This is a genomic window from Candidatus Poriferisodalis sp., from assembly GCF_965204125.1.
Classification (GTDB): Bacteria; Actinomycetota; Acidimicrobiia; order Acidimicrobiales; family Poriferisodalaceae; genus Poriferisodalis.
Genome location: NZ_OZ241968.1, coordinates 964,768 through 989,810, shown reverse-complemented (window position 1 = coordinate 989,810; position 25,043 = coordinate 964,768). Strand labels below are relative to the sequence as shown.

The window sequence follows — 25,043 nt, the reverse complement described above, 5'->3', positions numbered from 1 at the left end:
TCCTCACTCCCTGGATCTGACAGCAAAGGTGCCGATGGGCGCTTCAGCCTGACCGTGGGTGTTCTTGCCCCAGCAATGCACGGTGGCGTCGGTCCTGAGGGCGCACGCGAACCCCAAGCCGATGCCGATCTCGGTGAACGTGCCTTCGGGTGTTTCCGCCTCTGCGAGCTCGTCATTGCTCCAGCACACGATCGTGCCGTCGGTGCGCAGAGCGCATGTGGAGGCACGGCCGGCAGAGACGGCCGAGAACGTGCCGTCGATCACTTCAGGCCGACCGTCGTAGTTGCTGCCCCAGCATTCGAGGCGCTGGTTGGGGCGGATGCCGCATGCGTAGCCGCCGCCCGCAGATAGAGAGATGAAGCTTCCCTCGGGCGGCACAATCTCGAACCGACGACTCGAGGCCCAGCAGGTGACCGTTCGGTCGATTCGTATCGCGCATGCGGTGAGGTTGCCGTTGCTCACCGCAGTGAAGGTGCCCTCTGGCGCCTTCAAGCGACCGTAGATGCTGCGTCCCCAGCAGGTGATGCTGTCGTCGATGCGAATGCCGCACGCGAACGGCCCTCCGGTGCTGACCGCGACGAATGACCCCGCAGGAACCTCCGGCAGCTCCCAGTCAGCGCGTCCCCAGCACGAGACCGTGCTGTCGGGCCGCAGCGCGCAGTTGACGCCCGGCCCCGCATCGATAGCCGCATATGTGTCGTCAGGCGAGAACAACTCCCCATAATTCCCCGCGCCCCAGCACGTGATTGTGTGATCGGTGCGCAGCCCGCACGCGTGACTCCAGCCCACCGCGAGGGTGGTCGCGCCCTGATGAGCGGCCAACGGGGGCTGTGAGACCGCAGTAGCGGGCACGGCGCGCAGGGCATATCGGGCAGCCTGCCGAGCATCGTTGATGCGAATGACATGCGCCTGGGGGACACTCGTGCCCAGCTGTGCCAAGAGGCTGTGCTGGGTACCCGAGACGGTGTCGACCACGAACACGAGCTCCGGCCGTTGCGCAGCGACGAGCTCCTCCGCGGCGTCAGCGAGATCGTCTGTGGTGGTGTACAGCACCACCGCATCGCCGAGGCTGGCGGCCAAGGACGCAGCGAGGCCGACATCGGGCAGCGACCAGCCGTCGGCGATGACCGCGGTACGCGCACCGGCTTCGAGTGCCGCAGCGGCTGACAGGGCAGCCGTGTGGACTCGCGTGGCGCCGCCGACGCGCCGCACACGTGCAGGATGTCCATGACGGCGCGCCTCCTGCGCGACTTCAGGGCGGAGCGCCTCGGGACCGCCGACCATCACGATCGAATCGATGTGGCTGTTCTCGATGAACCGCCGGGTCGGTGCTCCCAGACCTGATACCGAGCTGTACAGCACAGCATCTGCTCTACCTGTAGCGACCGCTGAGGCCGCAGTGCCGACATCGGGCAGTGACCAGCCGTTGGCCAGCATCACGGTGGGATCGTCGAGGTCTCCGATGATGCGCTCGGCAGCCAGCGCTGCGGTCTCGATTCGGTCGCGGCCTGCAATCCGTTCGATCTCGGTGGCGCTGAGCCATTGGCGGATGTCGTCTTCGAGAGTGGAGATCAGTGCGTCGTACCCTCCGACGATCAGCAGCGAGGCCGGCAACTGGGTGACGAGGACACTGAACTCGTCGTAGCCGAGCTTGTCCCATTCCTCTACGAAGAGGACGGCGTCACCATGGCCGGCCGCGACGAGGGAGACGGCAACTCCCACGTCGGACAGCGAGTCCGCACGAACCATCACGAGCGTGACGTCATTGGTCGCTGGCGACGACGACTGGGCTGACGCGGGTCCTGCCGTCAGCATCGGGCCCAAGACGGCGGCCCAGACAACGAGCGAGATGATGCCTGCACGACAGCGGCGGCGGACCGCACCGGGAACAGCTCGACGATTCACGACGGTCCCCGGACGCATGGGTGCCTGTCGGGATCGACCGGTCAGCTCCCGGCGGGATGGAGGCCGTCGAGGACCATGTCGGCGAACTGGCGGGCGAGGTCTTCGAGGCGCAGCTCGCCGCCGGGGCGATACCAGCTGGCAAGCGAATTCAGGCCTGAGATCATGATCCGGGCGAGCACCTTGGCGTTGGTGTCGGCTCGCAGCGAACCGTCGGCCTGACCCTCGGCAAGCAGGCCGACCCAAAGGTTGGTGAACTCGCGCAGGGGCACCGCCAGGCTCTCGCGGGTCTGCGGGGGCGACTCGTTGAAGCAGCGGATGTTGGCCACCGTGAAGTTGCTCTCGGCAACGATGCAGTTGACGTAGGCCACGATGGCCTCGGCCAGGCGGTCGGAACCTCGTGCCTCAGGACCCAGCGCTTCCAGCGCTGCGTCGATCGCAGAGCGTGCGTGGTCGATGCCCACGCTCAGTACTTCTTCGACGATCGCGTCCTTGGAGTCGAAGTGGTAGTAGAGGCTTCCGGCCTGCATCTCGGCAGCACCGGCGATGTCGGTCAGCGTGGTGGCGGCGTAGCCGCGGCACGAGAGCAGGCGCGCGGCGGCGTCCAAGATGCGCATCCGGCTGCGCTCGCCCTTGCGGATCCTGCGGCCGTTGCCATCGCCATCGCCGTTGCCGGTGTCTAGGTTTGTGCTGTCGTCGGTGACGTTCATCGCGTCGCAGAACCTAGGCGACCGATCAGCACGGCGGGGAGGCCGGAGTGAAGTTCAGCTTGTTCATGTACTGCACGATCGGCCGGCGCCACGAGCTGGAAGCCGGCCTCGCAGGGCTCAACAACGACTACTACCAACGGATGCTCGGCGAGATTGCCGAGATCGCGCGTTTCGCCGACGAGAACGGCTGGTACGGCTTCGGTCACCCCGAGCACCACCTGCAGATCGAGGGCTTCGAGATCTCCAACGATCTGAACCTGATGGCGAGCTGGATCGCCCAGCACACCAGCCGGCTGCGGCCGATCGCGTGCGGCTACGTGTCGACCACGCACAACCCGATGCGTGTCGCCGAGCAGGTGGCGACCCTCGACCACATGACCGGCGGGCGGCTCTGCTTCGGCGTGGTGCGCGGCTACCAGCACCGCTGGGTGGACCAGTTCAAGATCCGCCCCGACCTGGCCGCGGTGGGCAAGTGGAACCGCGGCACCGACGAAGACGCCTACAACCGCCGCTTCTTCGAGGAGTTCGTCGATGTGGTGCTCACCGCCTTGAAGAACAACACGTTCTCGTATGAGGGCGAGTTCTGGCGCTTCCCCAACGACAATGTCAACCCGCACACGCACACCGTCTATTCCGACTACGGCGCCGGGGTCGACGCCGACATGACGATCCACGAGGTGGGCATCGCCCCGCGCCCGCTGCAGTCGCCGCACCCGCCCCTGTACGGCGGGTTCACCATGTCGATGGACTCGGCGGTCTTCTGGGCGCGCTACGGGGGCACGCCGATCGTGCTGAGCGACAAGATGGACTTCTGCGAGGAGCTGTGGCAGGCGTACCGCACCGAGGCCGCGCAGCACGGCGTGGAGAAGCCCCGCGGGCACGAGTGCGGCTGGGGCGGCGTGGCGGTGTGCGCGCCCACCGATGAGGAAGCCTGGGCGCAGTTTGCCGACATGGAGTGGTTCTGGAACCAGTGGGCCATCCAGTTCGGCCAGGGCATGCCGCTGCAGCTCGTCGGCAGCCCCGACACGATCAGCCGCCAGATCGAGGAGGCGCAGACGGTGCTCGGCGTCGAGGAAGCGTTCTTCCTGGTGCCCCAGGGCATCCACTCCGCCGACCAGATCAACGCCTCGCTCGAGCTCATCAGCGACAAGGTGATGCCCCGCTTTGCGTGAGCCGTCAGCTTGGGAGTCGCCCTGATGCTGGGCATCGCTGAGCACACGGTGACAGCCGCCGACGGCACCGCGGCTGTGGTGGTGACGCCCCGCGGGGAGCTCGATCTGGCCGCCATCGCGTCGCTGGACCGTGCGCTGCGCTCGGCGCTGGCGACAGCGGGCCCGCAGCCGCGGCTCGTGATCGACCTGTCCGACGTGAGCGTGCTGCACCCCGTCGTGCTCGGTGTGCTGCTCGATGCTCGGCGCCGCTGCCACAACGCCGGGGGCGCGACGGCGCTCGTAGTCGCATCACCCGAGGTGGCCGCAACGCTGGCCGAGACCGGTGTCGCACCGCTGTTCGAGACCGGGGCTGAACTGCAAGCCGCCCTCGCGCACATCTCCGGAGCAGCGCACTCGAACCACTAGGTGCAGGTGCCTGCGGAGCCGCGCGGATAGGTTCGCCTCTCCGTTGTGGCACCAGTTGTTTCCCGCTCTTGTTCGCTTCGCTCACGGGCCGCTCGGGCCACAGCTTCGCCTACCGGCTCAGCTTCTGAGCGGGCGCACCGGCCCGCGCGGTTGAAGCGTCCCCGTCCGCCGCGGACGACTCGCTCCGCGGCAAGGCACCCCTCGTAGCGGCACCTATCCTGTGCGGCGATATGGCGGGTCCGGAGTACCTGTTCCAGCGCGAGACATTCGCAGGCGGCGACAGGTGGCTGGCCCGGTTCGTGGCCCAGCCGATCCTCAGGTTCGTCCATCGCGAGGTCGCCAGCGGCGTGCTGTTGCTGGTGGCCGCGACCACGGCGCTCATCTGGGCCAATTCGCCGTGGAGCCAGAGCTACTTCGACTTCTGGCACACCGAGATCGACCTGACCGTCGGCGGCTACCACGTCCACCCGCTGAGCTTGGAAGCGTTCGTCAACGACGGCCTCATGGCGATGTTCTTCTTCGTGGTGGGACTCGAGATCAAGCGCGAGCTGGTGACCGGGTACCTCTCGAGCGTTCGTGCCGCGACGCTGCCGGCGATTGCCGCTATCGGCGGCATGGTCGTGCCCGCGCTGTTCTACGTGGTGTTCAACCCGACAGGGGAAGCCGCCTCGGGCTGGGGCATCCCGATGGCCACCGACATCGCCTTCGCGGTGGGCGTCGTGGCGCTGCTGGGCTCGCGCGTGCCCCCGATCCTCAAGCTGTTCCTGCTGACGCTGGCCATCGTGGACGACATCGGGGCCATCGCGGTGATCGCGATCTTCTACGCCGGCGATCTGGACCTCAGATGGCTGGCGGTGGCCGTCGTGCTGACCGTGTTGGTGCGGATGCTCGCGCTGATGAAGGTGTGGGCGCTCGAGGTGTATTGGGTGATCGGCCTCGTGATCTGGTACGCCACGCTGGAGTCGGGAGTGCACGCCACCATCGCCGGCGTGGTGCTCGGCTTGCTGACACCCGCCAAGCCGCTGCTGGACCGTGCGAAGGCCCAGGACATGGTGGATCATCTCCCCGACGATCCCAGTGTCGAGCAGGTTCACCAGGCGTCGTTCCTGGTGCAGGAATCGGTGCCGGTGACCGAACGGCTCGAATCGCTGCTGCACCCGTTCACGGCATTCCTGATCGTGCCGATCTTCGCGCTCGCCAATGCCGGCGTGCCGCTCTCGGTGGACACGGTGACCGAAGCCGCCGGCTCGCCGGTCACCTGGGGCGTCATTTTGGGACTGGTTGTCGGCAAGCCGCTCGGCATCGCAGCGTTCACGTGGGTGGCGACCCTGTTCGGCTTCAGCCTGCCCGAAGGGATGAACTGGCCGCAGTTCGTGGGCATGGGCTTCGCCGCCGGCATCGGCTTCACCGTGTCGATCTTCATCACTGGGCTGGCCTTCGACGACGGCGGCATCACCGACCTGGCCAAGATCGGCATTCTCGTCGCCTCGGGTGCTGCGGGCGGGGCTGCGCTGGCGCTGCTGTGGTTCTCCGGCAAGCGCGGTGCTCACACCGAAGTCCCGCCCACCGAGCACCACTCCCACGACGGGACTTCTGCATCCTGAGCCGCGGTCCGGCATACTCCCCCGAGCCATCCCGGCGTGACCCGGTCCTGACTCGACCTGGTCCTGATCTGACCTGACTTGACCTGATTTCGATGTGCCCCTGGAGGCCCATGTGACTGCTGTTCCGTATCTGGCCCTGATCGCTTCCGTGCTGGCGCTGCTGCTGGCGTACTACTTCGCCAAGGTGGTGCTGCGGGCCGACCAGGGCACCGAGCTGATGCGTGAGATCGGCGCAGCCATCCGCGAGGGCGCCATGGCGTTCCTGCGCCGGGAGTACCGGTGGGTGTCGGTCTTCGTGGCGGCGATGTTCGTGCTGCTGCTGATCGTGCCCATCGACGGGCGCCCGGCAGCCAGCTTCGCCTACCTGATGGGTGCGGTGCTGTCGTCGGTGGCGGGCTTCATCGGCATGCGCATCGCCACTGCGGCCAACACCCGCACGGCCAATGCGGCCCGACAGGGCGCTGCCAAGGCGCTGCCGTTGGCGTTCAAGGGCGGAGCCGTCATGGGCTTCAGCGTGGCCGGCCTGGCGCTGCTGGGCATCTCGATCAACTACCTGCTGTGGGTGAAGTGGCTGGGCGTCGACCAGGCCTTCCAGGTGGTAGCTGCATTCGGGCTGGGTGCCAGCTCGATTGCGTTGTTCGCCCGCATCGGCGGCGGCATCTACACCAAGGCGGCCGATGTCGGCGGCGACCTGGTGGGCAAGGTGGAGGCCGGCATTCCCGAGGACGATCCCCGCAACCCGGCCACCATTGCTGACGCGGTCGGCGACAACGTGGGCGATGTGGCCGGCATGGGCGCCGACCTGTTCGAGTCGTACGCCGGGTCGATCGTGGCGCCGGTGGTGCTGGCCTCGCTGCTGGTGCCGGTGTTCCTCGAGGGCGACAGCTTGGCCGGCAGCTTCGGCGACGCCGAAGGGCTGCTGATGTACCCGATTCTGATTGGCGCGTTAGGGATGATCGCCTCGATCGTCGGCGCCCTGTTCGTGCGGGGCCGGGAGGGCCGCAGTCTGTCGGGGCAGCTGCACACCGGTCAGTACGTGGCCATGGCGCTCACGGTGGTGTTTGCCATCGTGGGCACGCTGGTGCTGTTCAGCGGCAGCCCGACCGTGGGCAGCTACGAGCTCAGCGCCCCGATCTTCCTGGCGTTCACCATCATCGTGGGGCTGCTCGGCGGCTGGGCCATCGGCTTCACGTCCGAGTACTTCACCTCTGAGCACTTCCGGCCGGTGAAGGGCATTGCCCAGCAGTCCGAGACAGGCCCGGCAACCGTCACCATCGAAGGCATCGCGCAGGGCAAGCTCTCGACGCTGCCCGCCGTGGCGCTGGTGGTGACGATGATCGGCCTGTCGTACCTGTTCGGCGGGTTGGCGTTCGGCGAGGCCGGCGATGTGATCGGGCTGTACGGCGTGTCGCTGGCGGCCATCGGCATGCTCGCGGTGACCGGCGTGATCGTGGCCGTGGACGCCTACGGGCCCATCGCCGACAACGCCGGCGGCATTGCCGAGATGGCTGAGCTGCCGCCCGAGGTGCGCGGCGTCACCGACAGTCTCGATTCGCTGGGCAACACCACCGCGGCGGTGGCCAAGGGCTTCGCCGTGGGCTCGGCTGCGGTCACGGCGCTGGCCTTGTTCAAGTCGTTCAGCCTGACTGCCGGCGAGCAGGTGTTCCTCGACATCAACGACACGGCGGTCACGATCGGCCTGTTCCTAGGCGCCATGACGCCGTTTATTTTTGCGGCGCTCACCATGTCCTCGGTGGGCCGGGCGGCGCAGGCGATGATCGTGGAGGTCCGCCGCCAGTTCGCCGAGATCCCGGGGCTGCGCGAGGGCGAGCCGGGCGTGAAGCCCGACAGCCGCCGCTGCGTGGACATCTCCACCCAGGCGGCCCTGCGCGAGATGCTGCTGCCGGGCGGTCTCGCGGTGGTGCTGCCGCTGGTCATCGGCTTCATCGACGTGAACGCGCTCGGCGGCTTCCTCGCCGGCGCGGTGGTGACCGGTTTCCTGATCGCGATCTACATGGCCAACTCGGGTGGTGCTTGGGACAACGCCAAGAAGTACATCGAGGCGGGCGCGCACGGCGGCAAGGGCACCGATGCCCATGCGGCGGCGGTGGTCGGCGACACCATCGGCGACCCGTTCAAGGACACCTCCGGCCCGGCGATGAACATCCTCATCAAGGTGATGACCATCGTCAGCCTGGTCTTCGTCCCCGCCTTCCTCTAGCCAGTCCTGCTGCGCCCCTCAGGCGCCGAGGACGGCCATGCCGATGGCGCGGGCCGCTTCTGCCTGACGCCGGTCGAACGTCAGCACGGTCGCATTCGGGCTCGCCCGTCGGGCAGCCGCCAGGTGGATCGCGTCGAGCGAGCGGCACAGCGTCTCCTCAGCAATCCCAGCCGCGTCCTCGAATACGTGTTCGTCAAGAACAACAATGTCGAACGCGGTGAGATCACGTCGAAAGTCGCGGCGCTTGTCTGCCAGCTCTGACCCGGCCAGAAGGCGCACGAGATTGCGGCGCACTTCGACTTCGGCAAGACGTGAGGTCACGAGCGTCGGTTCAGCGTCCATGAACCGCAGAGCGATGTCAGAGTCTGGTTCGGCCACGTAGCGCTTGACGAGAGCGCTCGACTCCACGTAGAGCATCAGTCACCGCGATCCTCGTCGAGCACCTCCATGATGGTGAGTCCTGAACTGGACGGGATTGGCTGCGGCGGATCGAAGTGCTTGAGCCCGCCGCGCCGCTTGGCGGGCGTGATCCAGCCTTCGGCGACGCCCTGCTCGATGCGTGCGAGGTCGTCCAGCGTCGAGGGGTCCAGCGGGGTGAGCTGTGCCACCGGCCGGCCCCGGTCGGTGACGATGAGGCGCTCGCCGCCGGCAGCCCGCCGCACGCACTCCGACAGCTTCGCCTTTAGCTCCCGGATGCCGATATCGGTGCTTGCTGCCTCACTGCTCATATGACCACACTATTCGCCAATTGTGACTACATCAAGCCAATTTGTAGTCACAAACGACCGCGCACCGCTAAGTCGTCAGCGATCAGTGGCGGTGGTGCCGCAGCCGTCGGTCATTCGCTGCTCAGGTGGCGGCGGGTGGGCGGAGGCGGTCTGCTACGCCCCTGGTGAGGCGGTCGAGGATCCCTGCCAGCAACACGATCGCTATGCCGGCCTCGAAGCCCCGGCCCACGGCGTCGCTGCGACGCAGCGCGTTCACGGTCTCGAGGCCGAGCCCGCCGCCGCCGACCAGCCCGGCGATCACCACCATGGCCAACACCAGCATGATCACCTGGTTGACCGCCACCATCAGCTCGGGCGCCGCGAGCGGCAGCTCCACGCGCCGCAGGCGCTGCCAGCGGGTTGCGCCGAAGCTCGTGGCGGCCTCGTGCACTTCGGCGGGAACCCGGCGCAGCCCCAGGTCGGTGTAGTGCACCGCAGCCGGCAGCGCATATACCACCGAGGCGATGATGCCCGGGATCCGCCCCACGTGGAACAGCGTGATCACCGGCACCAGCAGCACGAAGCTGGGAATGGTCTGCAGGAAGTCGAGCACCGGGTCCATCAGTCGCTGGAAGCGATCGCTGTGGGAGGCCTGGATTCCCAGCGGCACTGCGATGGCCAGCGTGACGGCCACGGCCACCAGCGTCTGAGCCAGCGTGTCCATCGACAGCTCCCACATGCCCAGCCACCCGATCAGGAACAGTGCGATGCCGATGCCAAGCCCCAGCGTGACGCCACGAGCCAGCAGGCCGCCCAGCACGCCGAGCCCGATCATGGCCGGCCAGGGAATGCCCGACGAGAGCAGCTCCCGCAGCGGCGTCACCATGTAGACGGTGATGAAGTCGCTGAGCGGTCCGGTGCCGATGCCCGAGTTGCCGATGTCGTAGAGGTTGTCGCGCGCCCAGTCGGTGATGTCGTTGACATACGGCGCGTAGTGCCATTGCAGCCATTCGGGGAACGTGTTGTGGCCGACGATGCCGCCGACCAGCGCCACCAGCGCCGTGGCGGCCCCGATCCAGCGGATCGCCACGGTGTCAGCGGCCCGCAGCGAGCCGTTTGCATGCCCATTCGTGCGGGGGCCGCGGCCGCGCTCGCCCAGCGTGGCGATGCCCCGGGTGAATCGGTCCAGGATGATCGCCATGATGACGATGGCGATGCCCGCCTCGGAGGCCTCGCCGACGTCGATGTCGCGCATGGCTCGCAGCACGTCCTGGCCGAGACCGCCCGAGCCGATGAAGGCAGCGATCACCACCATGCTCATGGCGAGCATGGTGGTCTGGTTGGTGCCCGCCAGGATCGCCGGGCGAGCGGCGGGGATCCTCACCAGGCGCAGCGTCTGGCGGTCAGTGGCGCCGAACATCTCCGAGGCTTCCACCATCGGCCCGGGCACGTTGCGCAGCCCCACGTCGGTGAGTCGCACCACCGGGGGAAGGGCGAAGATGACCGTCGCGATCAGCGCCGGCACGCGCCCGATGCCGAACAGCAGCACGAACGGGATGAGATAGACGAACCCGGGCATGGTCTGCATGGCGTCGAGCGTCGGGCGCAGCACGCCGGCGAACCGGTCGTTGCGCCAAGCGGCGATGCCCAGCGGGATGCCGGCCAGCAGCGACAGGAACACCGCCACGCCCATCAGCGCGAGCGTGGCGAAGCCCTGCTGCCACAGGTCGGTCATGCCGATGAGCACGACGCCGCAGAAGCCGAGCGCGCCCGCCACACGGCCGCGCACACGCCACAGCCCGAGGCCGCAGACAACCGGGTACACGTACCACGGGAACCACCGCAGGATCGCCTCGAGCTGGCGGATGCCGGCATCGGCGAGATCAGTCAGCGGGTTCAGCAGCACCGTGTACAGCCAGTGGGACGTCTGGTTGTTGATGAGCCAGCGCCGCGTGCGATCGATGGGGTCGGCCAGGCCGAGGTTCCACGACTCCGGGAAGGCGCCGACCGATGCGACGAAGCCGATGATCACGAGCACGACCGCGGCGGCCGCCAGCGCCACGGCGAATGGCGACCGTCGCCGGGAGGCGGGTGCGCTGGCGCTGGCACCAGGCTCGGCGACGGTTTGGTTCATCGCAGGTTCTGCTCCAGCACTGTGTTTGATGGCGGTGCTGGAGCGTCGCTGATGACGGTTTGGTTCATCGCAGGTTCTGCTCCAGCACTGTGTTTGATGGCGGTGCTGGAGCGTCGCTGATGACGGTTTGGTTCATCGCAGGTTCTGCTCCAGCACCGCTGCCACATCGTCCTGGTGGAGCAGGCCCAGGGGGTCGCCCTCGGCGTTGCAGACCACGACCGGGCGATGCTCCGACAGCAGGAACGGCAGGGCCGATTCGAGCGTGGCGGTCTCAGTGGTGCGGGGCCAGCTCTGCTCCACTGCGACGTCGCCGACCGGCCGCATCAGCGAGCACGCGGGGAGCACCTTGGCGATCGGCGCGTCCTGCGTGAAAGCCCGCACGTAGTCGTCGGCGGGCTGGGTCAGGATCTCGAGCGGCGTCCCCACCTGGGTGAAGGCCCCGTCCCGCATGATGGCGATCCGGTCGGCCAGCCGCAGCGCCTCGGCGAAGTCGTGAGTGATGAACACGATGGTGCGCTGCAGCTCGATCTGCAGCGCCACCAGCTCGTCCTGCATGTCGCGCCGGATGAGCGGGTCGAGCGCCGAGAACGGCTCGTCGAAGAACAGCACCTCGGGTTCCACAGCCAGGGCACGTGCCAGCCCGACTCGCTGCTGCATGCCGCCGCTGAGCTGCTGGGGGTAGTGGTCGGCCCAGCCGTCGAGCCCCACGGTGGTGAGCACCTCGCGCGCCCGCTCATGGCGTTCGTCACGCGCAACGCCCTGCACTTCCAGCCCGTACGCGACGTTGTCGACCACTCGCCGGTGGGGGAACAGGCCGAAGTGCTGGAAGACCATCGCCATCTTGCTGCGGCGCAGCTCGCGCAATGCCGTGTCGCTGGCATCGGCCAGGATGGTTCCGCACACTTCCATGTGGCCGAAGGTGGGCTCGATCAGGCGCGACACGCAGCGCACCAGCGTGGACTTGCCCGAGCCCGACAGGCCCATCACCACGAACGTCTCGCCGGCATGCACGTCGAAGGTGACATCGCGAACCGCCACCAGGCAGCCTGTCTCGGCTTGGATCTGCTCCCGGTCGGCGCCTTCGGCGGCCAGCTCACGGGCAGCGTCGACCTTCTTGCCGAAGATCTTCCACAGGCCGCTGACCGTGACGATCGGCTCCATGGCTGCCCCCATTGCCCCCGTGTGCCGCGTTACCGTCTGCTTGGACGGGTTTGGCGTGTCGATACGCTGTGCTGACTGTGGCACGATCTCGCCCCCCCGAAGCGACATCCGGTGACAGCGACGCAACGCCGACTGCTGCGGACAGCGCGGCTTTGAGATCGGGCCCCGTGCAAGAGCGCGCCGTGCAGACCCGCGAGCGCATCCTGCAGGCGGCCATCGAGGTCATCCGCACCGACGGCGCGGCCAACCTCACGCTCGACCGGGTCGCGATAGCGGCCGGCGTCAGCAAGGGCGGCTTCCTCTACCACTTCGGCTCCAAGGACGCCCTGATGGCCGGGTTGCTCGACGAGACGCTCGCCGTCCTCGACGACGAGCTGGACATACGGGAAGCGCGGTTCCGGGCCGCCGATCCCGCTGCCCGCGGCACGTTCGCGCTCGCCTACCTCGACTACGTGCGCGAGCCGTACAAGGCCGCCGATGACACCTCGGCGTCGATCCTGGCGGCGGCGGCGCTCGACGACGAGCTGCTGGCCAACACGCGGGCGACGTTCGAGCGCTGGCAGGAGCGTCTCATGCACGACGACAAGCTGGCCGAGACCGCCGGCCTGCTCGCACGCATCGTGGGCGACGGACTCTGGCTGATCGACCTGTTCGGCCTCGCACCCCCGACCAAGGCGGAGCGCCACGAGGTGCTCGACCTCGTCTCGGCGATGATCTCCGATCACGACGCCAGTCACAGCGCCGGTCACGACGGCGAGGCGCCGGGCGCGGAACCCCCGCAAGCCGGGCCGTAGACCGGCACGTCCAGCGGCGCGAGCGGCTCGTTTCCGAGCAGCAGGTCGGCGGCCTTCTCGGCGATCATCATGACCGGCGCGTAGATGTTGCCGTTGGTGACCGTGGGCATGACCGAGGCGTCCACCACGCTGAGACCCGACGTGCCCAGCACGTTCATGGTCGACGGGTCGGTCACGGCCAGCTCGTCGGTGCCAAGGCGTGCCGTGCCCGCCGGATGCAGCGCCGTCTCGGCGTCGCGTGCCACCCAGTCCATGATCTCGTCGTCGGACTGAGTGCCTGGGCCGGGCGACAGCTCGCCGTCGTTGTAGGCCGCGAAGGCGGGCTGGTTCATGATGTGACGGGTGACACGCACGGTCTCGACCCACTCGCGCCGGTCCTGGGCTGTGGACAGGTAGTTGAACCGGATCGCCGGCTTGGCGGCCGGATCGGTTGAGCTGATGCGCACCCAGCCGCGGGCATCGGAGTACATCGGTCCTACATGCACCTGGTAGCCGTGCTTGCTGACCGGTGCTGAGCCGTCGTAGCGCACGGCCAGCGGCAGGAAGTGGAACATGAGGTTGGGGTAGGCCTCGTCGGTGTTGCTGCGCACGAAGCCGCCCGCCTCGAAGTGGTTGGTGGCCCCCGGTCCCCGCCGCGCCAGCCACTGCAGGCCGATCCACGGGTGGCGCCAGCGCCGCAGGTGGGGCTGCATCGACACCGGGAGCTTCGAGGCGTACTGGATGTACACCTCGAGGTGGTCCTGGAGGTTCTCGCCCACGCCGTCCAGGGGCGAGACCACACCGATGCCGTGCTGGCCGAGCAGTGCGGGGGAGCCCACGCCCGAGAGCTGCAGCAGCTGCGCTGAGCCGAACGCCCCCGCGCACAGGATGACGTGGCCGCCCCGGGCGACCCGTGTGCGGCCCCGCCGGCCCTTCTGCCGGTACTCGACACCGGTTGCCCGGTTGCCGTCGAAGAGCACCCGGCCGATCAGCGCGCCGGTACGGACTTCCAGATTCCGGCGCCCCATCACCGGGTGCAGGTAGGCCTGTGAGGCAGACAGGCGCCGGCCGCGGTGAATGTTCCGATCGAACGCTGCAAAGCCTTCCTGGCGGAAGCCGTTCACGTCGGCGGTCAGCTCGTAGCCGGCCTGCTGCACGGCGTCGAAGAAGGCCTCGAACAGCGGGCTGGTGGCCGGGCCCCGCTCGAGCACCAGCGGGCCGTCGCCGCCGCGCCAGTCATCGGGACCGGCCAGGCAGGTCTCCATCCGCTTGAAGTACGGCAGGCAGTGCCGGTAGCTCCACGCGGCCATGCCGGGCCGGCCGGCCCACTTGTCGTAGTCGGCTGGGTTGCCGCGCTGGAAGATCATCCCGTTGATTGAGCTGGAGCCGCCGAGCACCTTGCCGCGGGCGTGGTACACCTGCCGCCCGCCCATGTGCGGCTCCGGCTCGGTCTCGTACTGCCAGTCGTAGAAGCGGTTGCCGATCGGCATGGCCAGCGCGGCGGGCATGTGGATGAGCACGTCCCACCGGTAGTCGCGGCGACCGGCCTCGAGCACCAGCACCCTGTTGGCAGGATCCGCGCTCAGCCGGTTGGCGAGCGCGCAGCCGGCCGATCCGCCGCCGACGATGATGAAGTCGTACAGGGGTTCGGTCACCGGATCACCTGCGGCTCAGCCTCTGGGGACATGCGGGACGAGCCCCGCCGGCGCCGGCCGTGGGAGGCCGACGCCGACGGGTCAGCGCCCTAGGAGGAAGTGAGCGCTGATGGGTTACTCGAGCCAGGCGCTCCAGGTTGCCTCATTGTCTGCGATCCACGCCGCAGCGGCATCGTCGATCGACATGCCTTCGCCCTCGACGGCGGCCAGCATGGAGATCTGGTCGGCGCTGTCGTAGTTCATGGCCCGCAGGAAGGCGTCAGCTGCGGGGGCGTTCTCGGCCAGGCTCGCATCGATGATCTTGAACAGGACATCGGCGGGATAGTCGCAGTTAACACCGCCGTCGTCGGCCGTGGCGTAGCAGTCGTCGCTGTACTCGGGCAGCAGCACGTTGGTGAGGTCGTAGCTGTTGAACGCCGAGTGCGGTGTCCACAGGTACACGAGGATCGGATCCTCCCGGCTGTAGGCAGCGTCGACGGCGGCCAGGATCGCAGCCTCCGACCCGGCGTAGACCACCTGCATCGGCAGGCCCAGGTTGTTGATGATGTCCTCGTCGTACTGGACGAAGCTGGGATCACCGCCCAGGAACTGCCCCAGGTCGCCGGTCTCGGCTGTGGCGTACAGGCCGGCCAGCGCCGGATCGGCGAAGCCTTCCCAAGTCGCCAGCTCCGGATGGCGCTCGATCATGTAGGTCGGCGTGAACCAGCCGATCTTGCCGACCGGGCCGAGCAGGCCCGCGTGGTCCACGTTGGCATCGGCGTTGTCGATGAAGTCGATCACGTTGTGCGCGTGGCCCGACGGCCACACCTCCAGCGACGCACTGATGTCGCCGGTGTTGATCGCAGCCCACTGGGCGTTCTCGTCGATGTCGACGATCTCGACGTCGTAGCCGAGCTCGCTCTCGAGCAGCTGGGCTGCGACTGCCACGTTCAGGGCCGAGCCGTTCCACGGATTCGCGGCCAAGGTGATCGTGGTCTGGGAGCCCAGGTCCGGACCCTCATCGGCCGGCATCTCGGCTGGCTCTTCTTCCGCCATCGCCTCGGTGGTGGCGGCCGGCTCCTCGGCTGCGTCGTCGCCGTCGTCGCCCGTGCATGCCGCCGCGAGCAGCCCGATGGCTGCAAGCAGCGCAATGAGCAGCTGCCAGCCGCTGAGCCCTCGTTTCTGGCGCAGTCGTGACGGGCGAGTTCGTTCGCCGGATTTGCGTATTTCGGACATGGGCACCCCCCGGTGTGTGTCTCCCGCCTGTCGCCGGCAGGTGCCGGCAGCCCTCCCCGAGAGCACTCGGCCCGCCGCTGGTCCGGCTGTCCCAGCCGTCCCTGAGCAAAACAGGCCATTTAGACGGTTTTCGACAGAATAGCACGCTCGAAATGTGCCAGTACCGCGCACCGGTGCGCGCTCGGTTCAGGTGGGCGTACTGTGCGACTGATGGCTGCGCCCAACGTTCTGCTCGTGATGGCCGACCAGCTTGCGCCGCACTTCACCGGCACCTACGGCCACCCCGTGGTGCAGACGCCGTCGATGGATTCGCTGGCGGCGCGCGGCGTGCGGTTCGATGCCGCGTACTGCCATTCGCCGCTGTGCGCGCCGTCGCGGTACTCGATGATGACCGGCCGAGCGGCGTCGCAGATCGGCGCCTGGGACAACGCGTCGGAGTGGAGCGCCGCTGCCCCCACCATCGCCCACTGGCTGAACCTGTCGGGCTACCGGACGGTGCTGTCGGGGAAGATGCACTTCGTCGGGCCCGACCAGCTGCACGGCTTCAGCCGGCGCCTCACCACCGACATCTACCCGGCCAACTTCGCGTGGACGCCCAACTGGGATGCGGCCGGCGAGCGGATCGGCAAGTGGTACCACAACATGGACAGCCTGTCGGGGGCCGGCCAGGCGCTCGCCACCTACCAGATCGACTACGACGACGAGGTCGGCTTCGCCACACGCCGCTGCCTGTACGACTTGGCCCGCGAGCCCGACGACCGCCCGTTCTTCCTGGCGGTGGCGTTCATCCACCCCCACGACCCCTATGTGGCACGGCCCGAATGGTGGAACCTCTACGACCACGACCAGATCGACCTGCCGGGACCGGTGCCCGCCCAGTTCGATCCGCACACGGTGCGCATCCGCACCGGCATCGAGGCCGACACCCGGGGGTGGACCGAGGAGCAATGCCGCACCGCCCGCCACGCCTACTACGCCAACACGAGCTACTTCGACTGGTGGCTGGGCGAGCTGCTGGGCGTGCTGGACGAGACCGGCCGCGCCGACGACACGGTGGTGATCGCCACCAGCGATCACGGCGACATGCTCGGCGACCGGGGATCCTGGTTCAAGATGTCGTTCTTCGAGCGTTCGGCCCGCGTCCCGCTGGTGATGGCGGGGCCAGACATCGCTGCGGGCACAGTGCCCAACGTCTGCTCCCTGCTGGATCTGGCCCCCACGCTGACGGACATCGCGGGAGGTCCGCCGGCGGAGCTGGGCGCACCGCTCGACGGCCGCAGCCTCTGGCCCGCGGCGACCGGGGGCAGCGATCCGGTCGACGAGACGGTCGGCGAGTACATGGGCGAGCTGACCTCGCATCCCCTGTTCATGATCCGCCGCGGCCGGTACAAGTACATCCACTGCGACACCGATCCGCCGCTGCTGTACGACATCTCGGCCGATCCGGCTGAGCATCGGAACCTGGCGGGGTCGCCTGAACTGGCGGACGTGTCGGCTGCGTTCGCTGCGGAGGTCACCCGGCGCTGGGATTCCGCCGCGATCCGCGAGCAGGTGGTGGCCTCGCAGCGCGCCCGCCGGGTGGTGCATGCGGCCGCAGCGGAGGGCTGGGACTACTCGCCGCTCCGAGATCCCGCCAACGAGTACATCCGCGACCACATGGATTGGGCCGAAGCCGGCCCCAAGCTCCGCTACCCCATGAGCTAGGCAACGCAGCCGAAACATCTCGGCAACAGCGCCGACCCGCGCTGTGCATCGAGCGGTCATGTCGGGGTGACTCCCGCGCAACACGCCGTTTCTAGGTTCCCCCACGTCAGCCAGCCAACGGGAGCCGATCCCTAGGAGAACGGTCATGAAACGCAAGCTATTCGTCATTATCGCGGGCGCCGTCGGCGGCCTGTTCCTGTTCGCCGGGCCAGTCGGCGCGCAGGACGACTCGCTGTCCGCCGAGATGGTGCAGGCCGTGATGGACAACCTGTGGGTGTTCATCGCCGGGGTGCTCGTCTTCTTGATGCAGGCCGGCTTCGCCATGCTCGAGTCGGGCCTGACCCGCTCGAAGAACGTGGCCAACATCATGGCCAAGAACCTCGCCGACGCATCCATCGGCATCCTGGCGTTCTTCCTGGTGGGCTACGGGCTGGCCTACGGGGGCGACGGCAACAGCGCGTTCGGCTGGGGCTCGTTCGCCCTGTCGGGCGTCGACCTGTTCGACATCACTGAGGGTCTTTCTGGCTCAACCGATTTCTTCTTCCAGGCCGTGTTCGCCGCCACGGCGGTCACGATCGCCTCGGGCGCCATGGCGGAGCGCACCAAGTTCAGCACCTACCTCATCTTCAGCCTCGTGACCACGGCGATCATCTACCCGATCGTGGTCCACTGGACCTGGGGCGGCGGCCTCATCGCCAACATCTCGATCGGCGACGCCGTCTACAGCGACTTCGCGGGCTCCACCATCGTGCACAGCGTGGGCGGCTGGATTGCGCTCGTCGGCGCCTGGATGCTCGGGCCTCGCATCGGCAAGTACGCAGCCGATGGGACCTCGCGCAACATCCCGGGCCACAACGTGACGCTCGCCATCCTGGGCGTGTTCATCCTGTGGTTCGGCTGGTTCGGTTTCAACCCCGGCTCGGAGCTCGCAGCCGATGAGTTCGTGATGTTCGTGGCGCTGAACACGGTGCTGGCGGCATGTGCCGGCACGATCGGTGCCACGGCGCTGAACTGGCTGCGCACCGGCCGGCCCGACGTGCCGATGGCAGGCAACGGCGCGCTGGCAGGCCTGGTCGGCATCACTGCAGGCTGCGGCACGATGAATCCGTGGGGTGCCATCGTCACCGGCTTCATCGCCGGGCTCATCGTGGTGGGCGTGGTCGGCTTCGTGGACCGCAAGCTGAAGATCGACGACCCGGTCGGTGCCTTCGCCGTCCACGGCGCGGCCGGCATCTGGGGCACGCTCGCCATCGGCCTGTTTGCTACGCACGACGATGCGTTCCTGGGCCGGGAGAACGCCGGCCTGTTCTACGGCGGCGGCATCGAGCAGCTGATCGTGCAGTTCCTGATGGTGGTGATCGTGGCCGCGTGGGTCATTGGAACCTCGGTGATCCTGTTCGGGATCCTGAAGGCCACCATCGGGCTGCGAGTGTCGGCGGAGGAGGAAATGGTGGGTCTCGACGTTTCCGAACACGGGGGCCCCGGTATGGCGCTGGACGACGTGGTTTCGAGCGGCTGACACTCGGCCATGGGCTGAGTTGCCCAGCGGCACCATCTCTGCTGTCAGCGGAAGTCCCCGGGTCATCGCCCGGGGACTTCCCGCGTCTAGCTTCGACTTGATGTTCCGGCGGGCGCTCACGAACCTGGCGCGAGGGTTGGCTATGGGGGCGGCGGATGTTGTGCCGGGGGTGTCTGGCGGGACCGTGGCGCTGCTGCTGGGGATTTATGACCGGCTGGTGGGTCAGATAGCGCACTTGAGTGCCGCTGCCTCCCAGGCGTTGCGGGGCCGGCTGCGCCGGGCATTCGCCATGGTCTGTCGGGCGGAGTGGGGGTTTCTTGTTGCTTTGGCGGCGGGAATCGGCGTTGCGATCGTGGCTCTTGTCGAGGTGGTGCGGCTGCTGATCGATGAGCAGCCGGTTGGCTTGTCGGCGGCGTTCTTCGGGCTTGTTGCCGTGACTGTGGTGACCACTCGGTCGCAGGTGAGCCGTTGGCGGACCGGCCTTGCGGTCATCTTCGTGACGGTGGGGATGGCGGTGTTCCTGCTGCTGGGGGTTCGCGCCGGCAGCGTTGCCGATCCGGCCGCCGTGGTGATCATCGGAGCGGGCGCGCTGGCGATCTGCGCCATGATCCTGCCGGGCATCTCCGGGGCGTTCGTGCTGTTGCTGCTGGGGCTGTACGACCCCATCACTGAAGCGGTATCCGATCGAGACGTCGGCACGGTGGTGCTGTTCGGGCTGGGCGCGGTGATCGGCCTCGCCGTGTTCTCACGGCTGCTGCAACGACTGCTGGACCGCTGGCGCGACGCGATGATTGCCGTGCTGATGGGCCTGATGGCCGGGTCGCTGCGGGTGCTGTGGCCGTGGCCAGTGGGCGACGCGGACTCCGGCGGATTCGGCAACGCTGCGCTCGGCGCCCCGCCTGCATCCGACCTGGCGGTGGCCGTCGTGGCTGCTGCCGTTGCGGCGGCCGTTGCGGTGGCACTGCACCGCTTGGGCACCCGGCAGGCATCGGTATAACCACACTCCGCTGCTGTTTACTGAAACAGTTGCGCTACCGTCCGGCGCTGCTCACCTCGGATCTCCATGGCCACTTCTCTCGTCATCGTCGAGTCGCCCGCGAAGGCGCGCACGATCTCGCGCCTGCTGGGCGACGAGTACGTGGTGGAGTCGTCCGTGGGTCACATCCGCGACCTGCCGCGCAATGCCTCCGAGGTGCCCGCCGCCTACAAGTCAGAGTCGTGGGCGACGCTGGGCGTCAACCCCGACGACGGCTTCAAGCCGCTCTATGTGGTGACGGCCCGGGATCAGGTGCGGCGCCTCAAGTCGCTGCTGCGCACCGCGGATGAGCTCTACCTCGCGACCGATGAGGACCGCGAAGGCGAGGCCATCGCGTGGCACCTGCTCGAGGTGCTGAACCCGCAGATACCGGTACGGCGCATGGTCTTCCACGAGATCACCGCCGCGGCGATCCGCGATGCCATCGACAACCCCCGCGACCTCGACCGGCGGCTGGTGGACGCGCAGGAAGCCCGGCGCATCTTCGACCGCCTCTACGGATATGAGGTCTCGCCGGTGCTCTGGCGCAAGGTGGCGCCCCGGCTCTCGGCGGGGCGGGTCCAGAGCGTGGCCAACCGGCTCATTGTGGAGCGCGAGCGGGAGCGGATGGCCTTCCGGGCCGCCGAGTACTGGAGCATCACCGCCACGCTCGACGCCCAGCCCGGCACCGGTGCTGGTTCGTCTCGCGCCGCGGAGCGGTTCGACGCGTCGCTGGTGTCGTTGAACGAGCGCCGCATCGCCACCGGTCGCGACTTCGATCAGCAAGGCCAACTGCGCGCGGACTCCGTGTCGGTGCTCGACGCCGACGCTGCGGCGTCGCTCGCCGGTGCCTTGACCGGGGCGCAGTTCGCCGTGACCTCGCGCGAATCCAAGCCGTACCGGCGCCGCCCGCCGGCGCCGTTCATCACCTCGACGCTGCAGCAGGCGGCCGGTGCCCGGCTGGGCTTCTCCGCCTCACGCACGATGGCCGCCGCTCAGCGGCTGTACGAGAACGGCCGCATCACCTACATGCGCACCGACAGCACCACGCTGTCGGGCCAGGCGCTCGGCGCCGCACGGCGGATCGTCGCCGGCCGCTACGGGGCAGACAACCTGCCGCCCAAGCCCCGCATCTACACCCGCAAGGTCAAGAACGCCCAAGAGGCGCACGAGGCGATCCGTCCGGCCGGCGAGAGCTGGCCGGCGCCCGGCGGCGTCACCGATCTCGGCGGCGACGCCGCCCGGCTGTACGACCTCGTGTGGCAGCGCACGGTGGCCAGCCAGATGATCGATGCAACCGGCGAGACCGTCACGATCAGGCTGGCCGGCACGGCAGCCTGCGACCTGGCGCCGGCACTGTCGCAAGGCTCGCCGGCGGCCGGGCGCAACAGCGTCGAGCTGTCCGCCGCCGGCACCGTGGTGCGAAGTCCCGGCTTCCGGCTCGTCTACGCACCGCCGCCGGCCGGTGCCGATGAGGAGCCCGAGCGCATCCTGCCCGACCTCGACGCGGGCGATGCAGCAACGGCGGTGTCGCTGGAACCTGCCGAGCACCGCACGAGCCCGCCGGCCCGATTCACCGAGGCGTCGCTGGTGCGGCGGCTCGAGGAGCTGGGCGTCGGCCGGCCCAGCACCTACGCCAGCATCATCGAGACCATCCAGGCGCGCGGGTACGTGTGGAAGAAGGGCTCGTCGCTGGTGCCGGCGTTCACCGCATTCGCCACGGTGGGACTGATGGAGCGGCACTTCGATCACCTGGTCGACTACGCGCTCACCGCCCGCATGGAGGAGGACCTCGACGAGATAGCGAGCGGCGAGCGCGACGCCCAGCCGTGGCTGACGGCGTTCTACTTCGGCGATGAGGGCGCCGCCACGCCCGAAGCGACCGGCGGCCTGCGCTACCTCGTCTCCGACGACCGGCTGGCAGACATCGACCCAGCCGAGATCAACAGCATCCCGATCGGTACCGATGCCGACGGCGAGTCGGTGGTGGCGCGGGTGGGACGCTTCGGGCCGTACCTGCGGCGCGGCGATGCCACCCGGCCGCTGCCGGACGATCTCGCGCCCGACGAGCTCACCATCGAACGGGCGCTCGAACTGCTCGCCGCGCCCACCGAACGGGTGCTGGGCACCGACCCGGCAAGCGGCCTCGACATCATCGTGCGGCCCGGGCGCTTCGGGCCGTACGTCTCGGTGGGTCGGCCCGACGAGACCGACGACCGGCCCCGCACAGCCTCGCTGCTGTCCGCTCAGTCGCCCGAGACCGTGACGCTGGAAGACGCGCTGCAACTGCTGACGCTGCCGCGCGCCGTCGGCGTCGATCCGGCAGACGGCGCCGAGATCACGGTGCAGAACGGGCGCTTCGGCCCCTATCTCACCAAGGCGCCGGTCGGCGACGCCAAGGCAGAGAACCGCAGCCTCGAATCGGAGGAGCAGCTCTTCACGCTCACCTTGGACGAGGCGCTGGCGCTTCTCGCCCAGCCCCGCCGCCGCCGGGGCCAGCAGGCGGCCAATGCGGGCCGCGAGATCGGCCAGGACCCCGACAGCGGCAAGCCGATGGTGCTGAAGGACGGCCGCTTCGGCCCGTACGTGACCGACGGCGAGTACAACGCGTCGCTGCGCCAGGGCGACGATGCCGAGACGCTGAGCGTGGAGCGCGCGGCCGAGCTGCTGGCGATGCGGCGTGCCAAAGGCCCGGCGAAGAAGCGTGCGGCCCGGCGCAAGCAGCCCGCCCGCAAGAAGTCTTCGGCAAAGAAGTCTCCAGCGAAGAAGCGTGCCGCCAAGAAATCGCCCGCCCGCAAGCGCGCTGCGAAGAAATCGCCTGCCAAGAAGAAACCGGGATAGCAGGGAGCGTCCGGCTTCTAGCCTGCTGAGTGCCATGGATTCGGACCGCTCGATGCAGTCGTTCGGGGGCTCGGGGGCACCTGACGCCGACGCTGAAGCCGTCGACGACCCGGACGCAGGGGCCGAGGCGCCGCAGCCGGGCTTGTTCGCAGCGCCGGGGTTCCTGCGCCTGTGGGTCGCGCAGGTGGTGAGCTCGTTCGGCGACTGGATCGGGCTGCTCGCCACCATCGAGGTGGCGCGGCGCATCGGCGGCGATCAGCCGGGCTCCGCCATCGCGCTGGTGGTGACGGCGCGGGTGCTGCCGGGCTTCTTCCTGGCATCGGCCGGCGGCATCATCGTGGATCGCTTCAACCGCAAGCGCCTGCTGGTGATCTGCGACATCGTGCGGGCCAGCGTGCTGCTGACCATCCCGTTCATCGACCGGGTGTGGCTGCTGGTGCTGGCATCGCTGGCGCTGGAGCTGGCCACTTCGCTGTGGAGCCCGGCCAAGGAGGCGATCGTCCCCAACATCGTGCCCGCCCAGCACCTCACCGCGGCCAACTCGCTGGGCCTGGTGGCCGCGTATGGCACGTTCCCGCTGGGCGCCGGCGCCTTCGCCCTCATGGCCAAGCTGGGCGAGCTGATCGGCTGGACCGACATAGGCCAGGTGGAGATGTCGCTCGTCCTCGACTCGGCCACCTTCCTCATTGCCGCAGCGATCATCGCCACGCTGCCGCTGTCGCCGCACATCACCGCAGCGCATCGCAAGCGCGACACCGGTCGCCGCATCGACTGGCGCCAGGGCTTCCGCGAGCTGCGCGAAGGCTGGGACTTCATCGCCCTCAACCCGCAGGTGCGTGCCGTGCTGGTGGGCCTGGGCACCGGCATGATCGGCGGCGGCATGCTCGTACCGCTGGGAGCGGTCTTCAACGACGAGGTGCTGGGTGCCGGCAGCGCCGGCTTCAGCTCGATCCTGGTGGCGATGGGCCTGGGCGTCGGCGGCGGGGTGGCGCTGGTGACGCTGCTGCAGAGCGCCGCGAACTACCTCGGCCGCCAGTCCGCGCTTGCCGCGGAGGGGCGCGCCCGGCTCTTTGTGTTCTCGGTGTTCCTCGCCGGTGCCTCGCTGATGTTTGCCGCCTCGGTGTCCATCACGCTGCTGGTGCTGGCTGGGGTGCTGCTGCTGGGGCTGGCGGCCGGCTCGGTGTACGTCACCGGGCTGACGCTGCTGCACGAGAACGTGGAGGAGGTGCTGCGCGGGCGGGTCTTCGCGGCCATGTACACGCTGGTGCGCTTCTGCCTGCTGATCTCGATGGCGGCTGGGGGCTTCCTGTCGGACGGCTTCCAGTGGCTCTTCGAGGTTGCGTTCGACAACGAGATCCGCGTCGGCGACTCGGTGCTCGCGCTGCCCGGGGTGAGGGGAGCGCTGTGGCTGGGTGCGTTGCTGATCCTGATGGCAGGCGTGCTGGCCGCCCTGTCGCTGCGCAGCCGGCGGGGCGAGGGGCGCCGGGCACCGCAGGCCGCCAACAGCGGCGAGGATGCATCATGACCGTCCGCAGGCCCGACGGCGCGCCCTACGGCGAGGCAACGGCATGAGTTCTCGCGGCCGATACATCGCCCTGGAAGGCTTCGACGGCAGCGGCAAGTCCACGCAGGCCGAGATGCTGGCGTCCCACCTCGATGCCGTCCATACCCGCGAGCCCGGTGGGACGCCGCTTGGTGCATTGTTGCGCAGCGCTCTGCTCGACGCCTCCGACATCGCCGTGCCTGTGGCTCGAACAGAGGCCTTGCTGTTCGCCGCCGATCGGGCCCAGCACATCGCTACGGTCGTCGTTCCGGCGCTTGAAGCTGGTCGCGACGTCGTCACCGACCGCTCCTATGGCTCAACCTTGGCCTACCAGGGTCACGGACGGGGTTTGGCCCTCGACGATCTGCAGGCACTCATCAACTACGCCTCGCAACGGCCCACCGAGGCATCGACGGTCCTGCCCGAAGTCATCCTGCCTGACCTCGTTGTGCTGCTCGATGTGCCGCTGGCAGATGCCGACCGACGCGTTCACCGACTGGACCGGGTTGGCGGCGAGCAGATGTCACTGCTGGAGGGTGGCTCGAACGCCGCACCGGGCGGCGAGCAGTCGAGAACTGTCAGACCGGACCGGTTGGAGGGCGAGGCGTTGGAGTTCGCGATGCGGGTATGGCGCAGCTATCGCGAACTGTGCGACGCGGAACCTGATCGCTGGGTCCGTGTGGACGCCACCGGCAGCGTCGACGAGGTTGCCGAGCGGGTGCGAGTCGCGGTTGCTGAGCATCCCGCGATGGCGGACTAGGG

The 25,043-nt window shown here is 68.5% G+C and carries 19 protein-coding genes; 11 read left to right on the top strand and 8 right to left on the bottom strand.

Annotation, left to right across the window (positions count from 1 at the left end):
- Nucleotides 1-3: 3 nt before the first annotated feature.
- Both ACOGXD_RS04705 and ACOGXD_RS04700 read right to left on the bottom strand, forming a co-directional pair.
- Nucleotides 4-1,815 (bottom strand): cell wall-binding repeat-containing protein, encoded by a 1,812-nt coding sequence (locus tag ACOGXD_RS04705; protein WP_419916755.1) that lies wholly within the window; start codon nucleotides 1,813-1,815, stop codon nucleotides 4-6.
- 131 nt (nucleotides 1,816-1,946) lie between these two features.
- On the bottom strand, nucleotides 1,947-2,612 hold the full coding sequence (locus ACOGXD_RS04700) for a TetR/AcrR family transcriptional regulator (RefSeq protein ID WP_419916754.1): 666 nt from the start codon (nucleotides 2,610-2,612) through the stop codon (nucleotides 1,947-1,949).
- Nucleotides 2,613-2,659: 47 nt separating this feature from the next.
- On the opposite strand from ACOGXD_RS04700, the gene ACOGXD_RS04695 reads away from it, so the two are divergent.
- The 4 genes from ACOGXD_RS04695 (at nucleotide 2,660) to ACOGXD_RS04680 (ending at nucleotide 8,014) form a co-directional block, all read left to right on the top strand.
- Nucleotides 2,660-3,784 (top strand): LLM class flavin-dependent oxidoreductase, encoded by a 1,125-nt coding sequence (locus ACOGXD_RS04695; RefSeq protein WP_419916753.1) that lies wholly within the window; start codon nucleotides 2,660-2,662, stop codon nucleotides 3,782-3,784.
- A gap of 24 nt (nucleotides 3,785-3,808) precedes the next feature.
- The gene (locus ACOGXD_RS04690) at nucleotides 3,809-4,189 is read left to right on the top strand and encodes an STAS domain-containing protein (RefSeq protein ID WP_419916752.1); all 381 of its coding nucleotides are present in this window, start codon (nucleotides 3,809-3,811) and stop codon (nucleotides 4,187-4,189) included.
- Between the two features lie 230 nt (nucleotides 4,190-4,419).
- Nucleotides 4,420-5,793 (top strand): Na+/H+ antiporter NhaA, encoded by a 1,374-nt coding sequence (gene nhaA / locus ACOGXD_RS04685; RefSeq protein ID WP_419916751.1) that lies wholly within the window; start codon nucleotides 4,420-4,422, stop codon nucleotides 5,791-5,793.
- Nucleotides 5,794-5,905: 112 nt separating this feature from the next.
- A complete protein-coding gene (locus ACOGXD_RS04680; RefSeq protein ID WP_419916750.1) occupies nucleotides 5,906-8,014 on the top strand; it encodes a sodium-translocating pyrophosphatase in 2,109 nt (702 codons plus the stop codon).
- Nucleotides 8,015-8,032: 18 nt separating this feature from the next.
- Here the strand turns inward: ACOGXD_RS04680 and ACOGXD_RS04675 are convergent, their stop codons facing one another.
- From ACOGXD_RS04675 to ACOGXD_RS04660, 4 genes are all read right to left on the bottom strand, one after another.
- A complete protein-coding gene (locus ACOGXD_RS04675; RefSeq protein ID WP_419916749.1) occupies nucleotides 8,033-8,431 on the bottom strand; it encodes a type II toxin-antitoxin system VapC family toxin in 399 nt (132 codons plus the stop codon).
- Complete coding sequence (locus ACOGXD_RS04670; RefSeq protein ID WP_419916748.1) at nucleotides 8,431-8,742, bottom strand: type II toxin-antitoxin system Phd/YefM family antitoxin; 312 nt, start codon at nucleotides 8,740-8,742, stop codon at nucleotides 8,431-8,433. The genes ACOGXD_RS04675 and ACOGXD_RS04670 overlap by 1 nt, the downstream gene beginning before the upstream one ends.
- Before the next feature lie 121 nt (nucleotides 8,743-8,863).
- Nucleotides 8,864-10,855 (bottom strand): ABC transporter permease, encoded by a 1,992-nt coding sequence (locus tag ACOGXD_RS04665; RefSeq protein WP_419916747.1) that lies wholly within the window; start codon nucleotides 10,853-10,855, stop codon nucleotides 8,864-8,866.
- A 132-nt stretch (nucleotides 10,856-10,987) separates the two neighbouring features.
- On the bottom strand, nucleotides 10,988-12,016 hold the full coding sequence (locus tag ACOGXD_RS04660) for a quaternary amine ABC transporter ATP-binding protein (protein ID WP_419916746.1): 1,029 nt from the start codon (nucleotides 12,014-12,016) through the stop codon (nucleotides 10,988-10,990).
- A gap of 182 nt (nucleotides 12,017-12,198) precedes the next feature.
- Here ACOGXD_RS04660 and ACOGXD_RS04655 point away from each other — a divergent pair, with 182 nt between their 5' ends.
- A complete protein-coding gene (locus ACOGXD_RS04655; protein ID WP_419916745.1) occupies nucleotides 12,199-12,810 on the top strand; it encodes a TetR/AcrR family transcriptional regulator in 612 nt (203 codons plus the stop codon).
- Here the strand turns inward: ACOGXD_RS04655 and betA are convergent.
- Nucleotides 12,762-14,444, bottom strand: a complete 1,683-nt coding sequence (gene betA / locus ACOGXD_RS04650; RefSeq protein WP_419916744.1) for a choline dehydrogenase — start codon at nucleotides 14,442-14,444, stop codon at nucleotides 12,762-12,764. The genes ACOGXD_RS04655 and betA overlap by 49 nt on opposite strands.
- 114 nt (nucleotides 14,445-14,558) lie before the next feature.
- Nucleotides 14,559-15,659 carry a glycine betaine ABC transporter substrate-binding protein gene (locus tag ACOGXD_RS04645; RefSeq protein WP_419916743.1) on the bottom strand — a complete coding sequence of 367 codons (1,101 nt, stop codon included), beginning with the start codon at nucleotides 15,657-15,659 and terminating at the stop codon, nucleotides 14,559-14,561.
- A gap of 210 nt (nucleotides 15,660-15,869) precedes the next feature.
- On the opposite strand from ACOGXD_RS04645, the gene betC reads away from it, so the two are divergent.
- The 6 genes from betC to tmk all read left to right on the top strand — a co-directional run bounded on the left by betC (nucleotide 15,870) and on the right by tmk (nucleotide 25,041).
- Nucleotides 15,870-17,363, top strand: a complete 1,494-nt coding sequence (gene betC / locus ACOGXD_RS04640) for a choline-sulfatase (protein WP_419916742.1) — start codon at nucleotides 15,870-15,872, stop codon at nucleotides 17,361-17,363.
- 145 nt (nucleotides 17,364-17,508) lie between these two features.
- Nucleotides 17,509-18,882, top strand: a complete 1,374-nt coding sequence (locus ACOGXD_RS04635; protein ID WP_419916741.1) for an ammonium transporter — start codon at nucleotides 17,509-17,511, stop codon at nucleotides 18,880-18,882.
- A gap of 100 nt (nucleotides 18,883-18,982) precedes the next feature.
- Nucleotides 18,983-19,879 carry a DUF368 domain-containing protein gene (locus tag ACOGXD_RS04630; RefSeq protein ID WP_419916740.1) on the top strand — a complete coding sequence of 299 codons (897 nt, stop codon included), beginning with the start codon at nucleotides 18,983-18,985 and terminating at the stop codon, nucleotides 19,877-19,879.
- 66 nt (nucleotides 19,880-19,945) lie between these two features.
- Nucleotides 19,946-22,738 (top strand): type I DNA topoisomerase, encoded by a 2,793-nt coding sequence (topA, locus tag ACOGXD_RS04625; RefSeq protein ID WP_419916739.1) that lies wholly within the window; start codon nucleotides 19,946-19,948, stop codon nucleotides 22,736-22,738.
- Between the two features lie 34 nt (nucleotides 22,739-22,772).
- The gene (locus ACOGXD_RS04620; RefSeq protein WP_419916738.1) at nucleotides 22,773-24,263 is read left to right on the top strand and encodes an MFS transporter; all 1,491 of its coding nucleotides are present in this window, start codon (nucleotides 22,773-22,775) and stop codon (nucleotides 24,261-24,263) included.
- 43 nt (nucleotides 24,264-24,306) lie between these two features.
- Nucleotides 24,307-25,041: a dTMP kinase gene (tmk, locus tag ACOGXD_RS04615; protein WP_419916737.1), complete on the top strand. Its 735-nt coding sequence runs from the start codon at nucleotides 24,307-24,309 to the stop codon at nucleotides 25,039-25,041.
- Nucleotides 25,042-25,043: the final 2 nt, after the last annotated feature.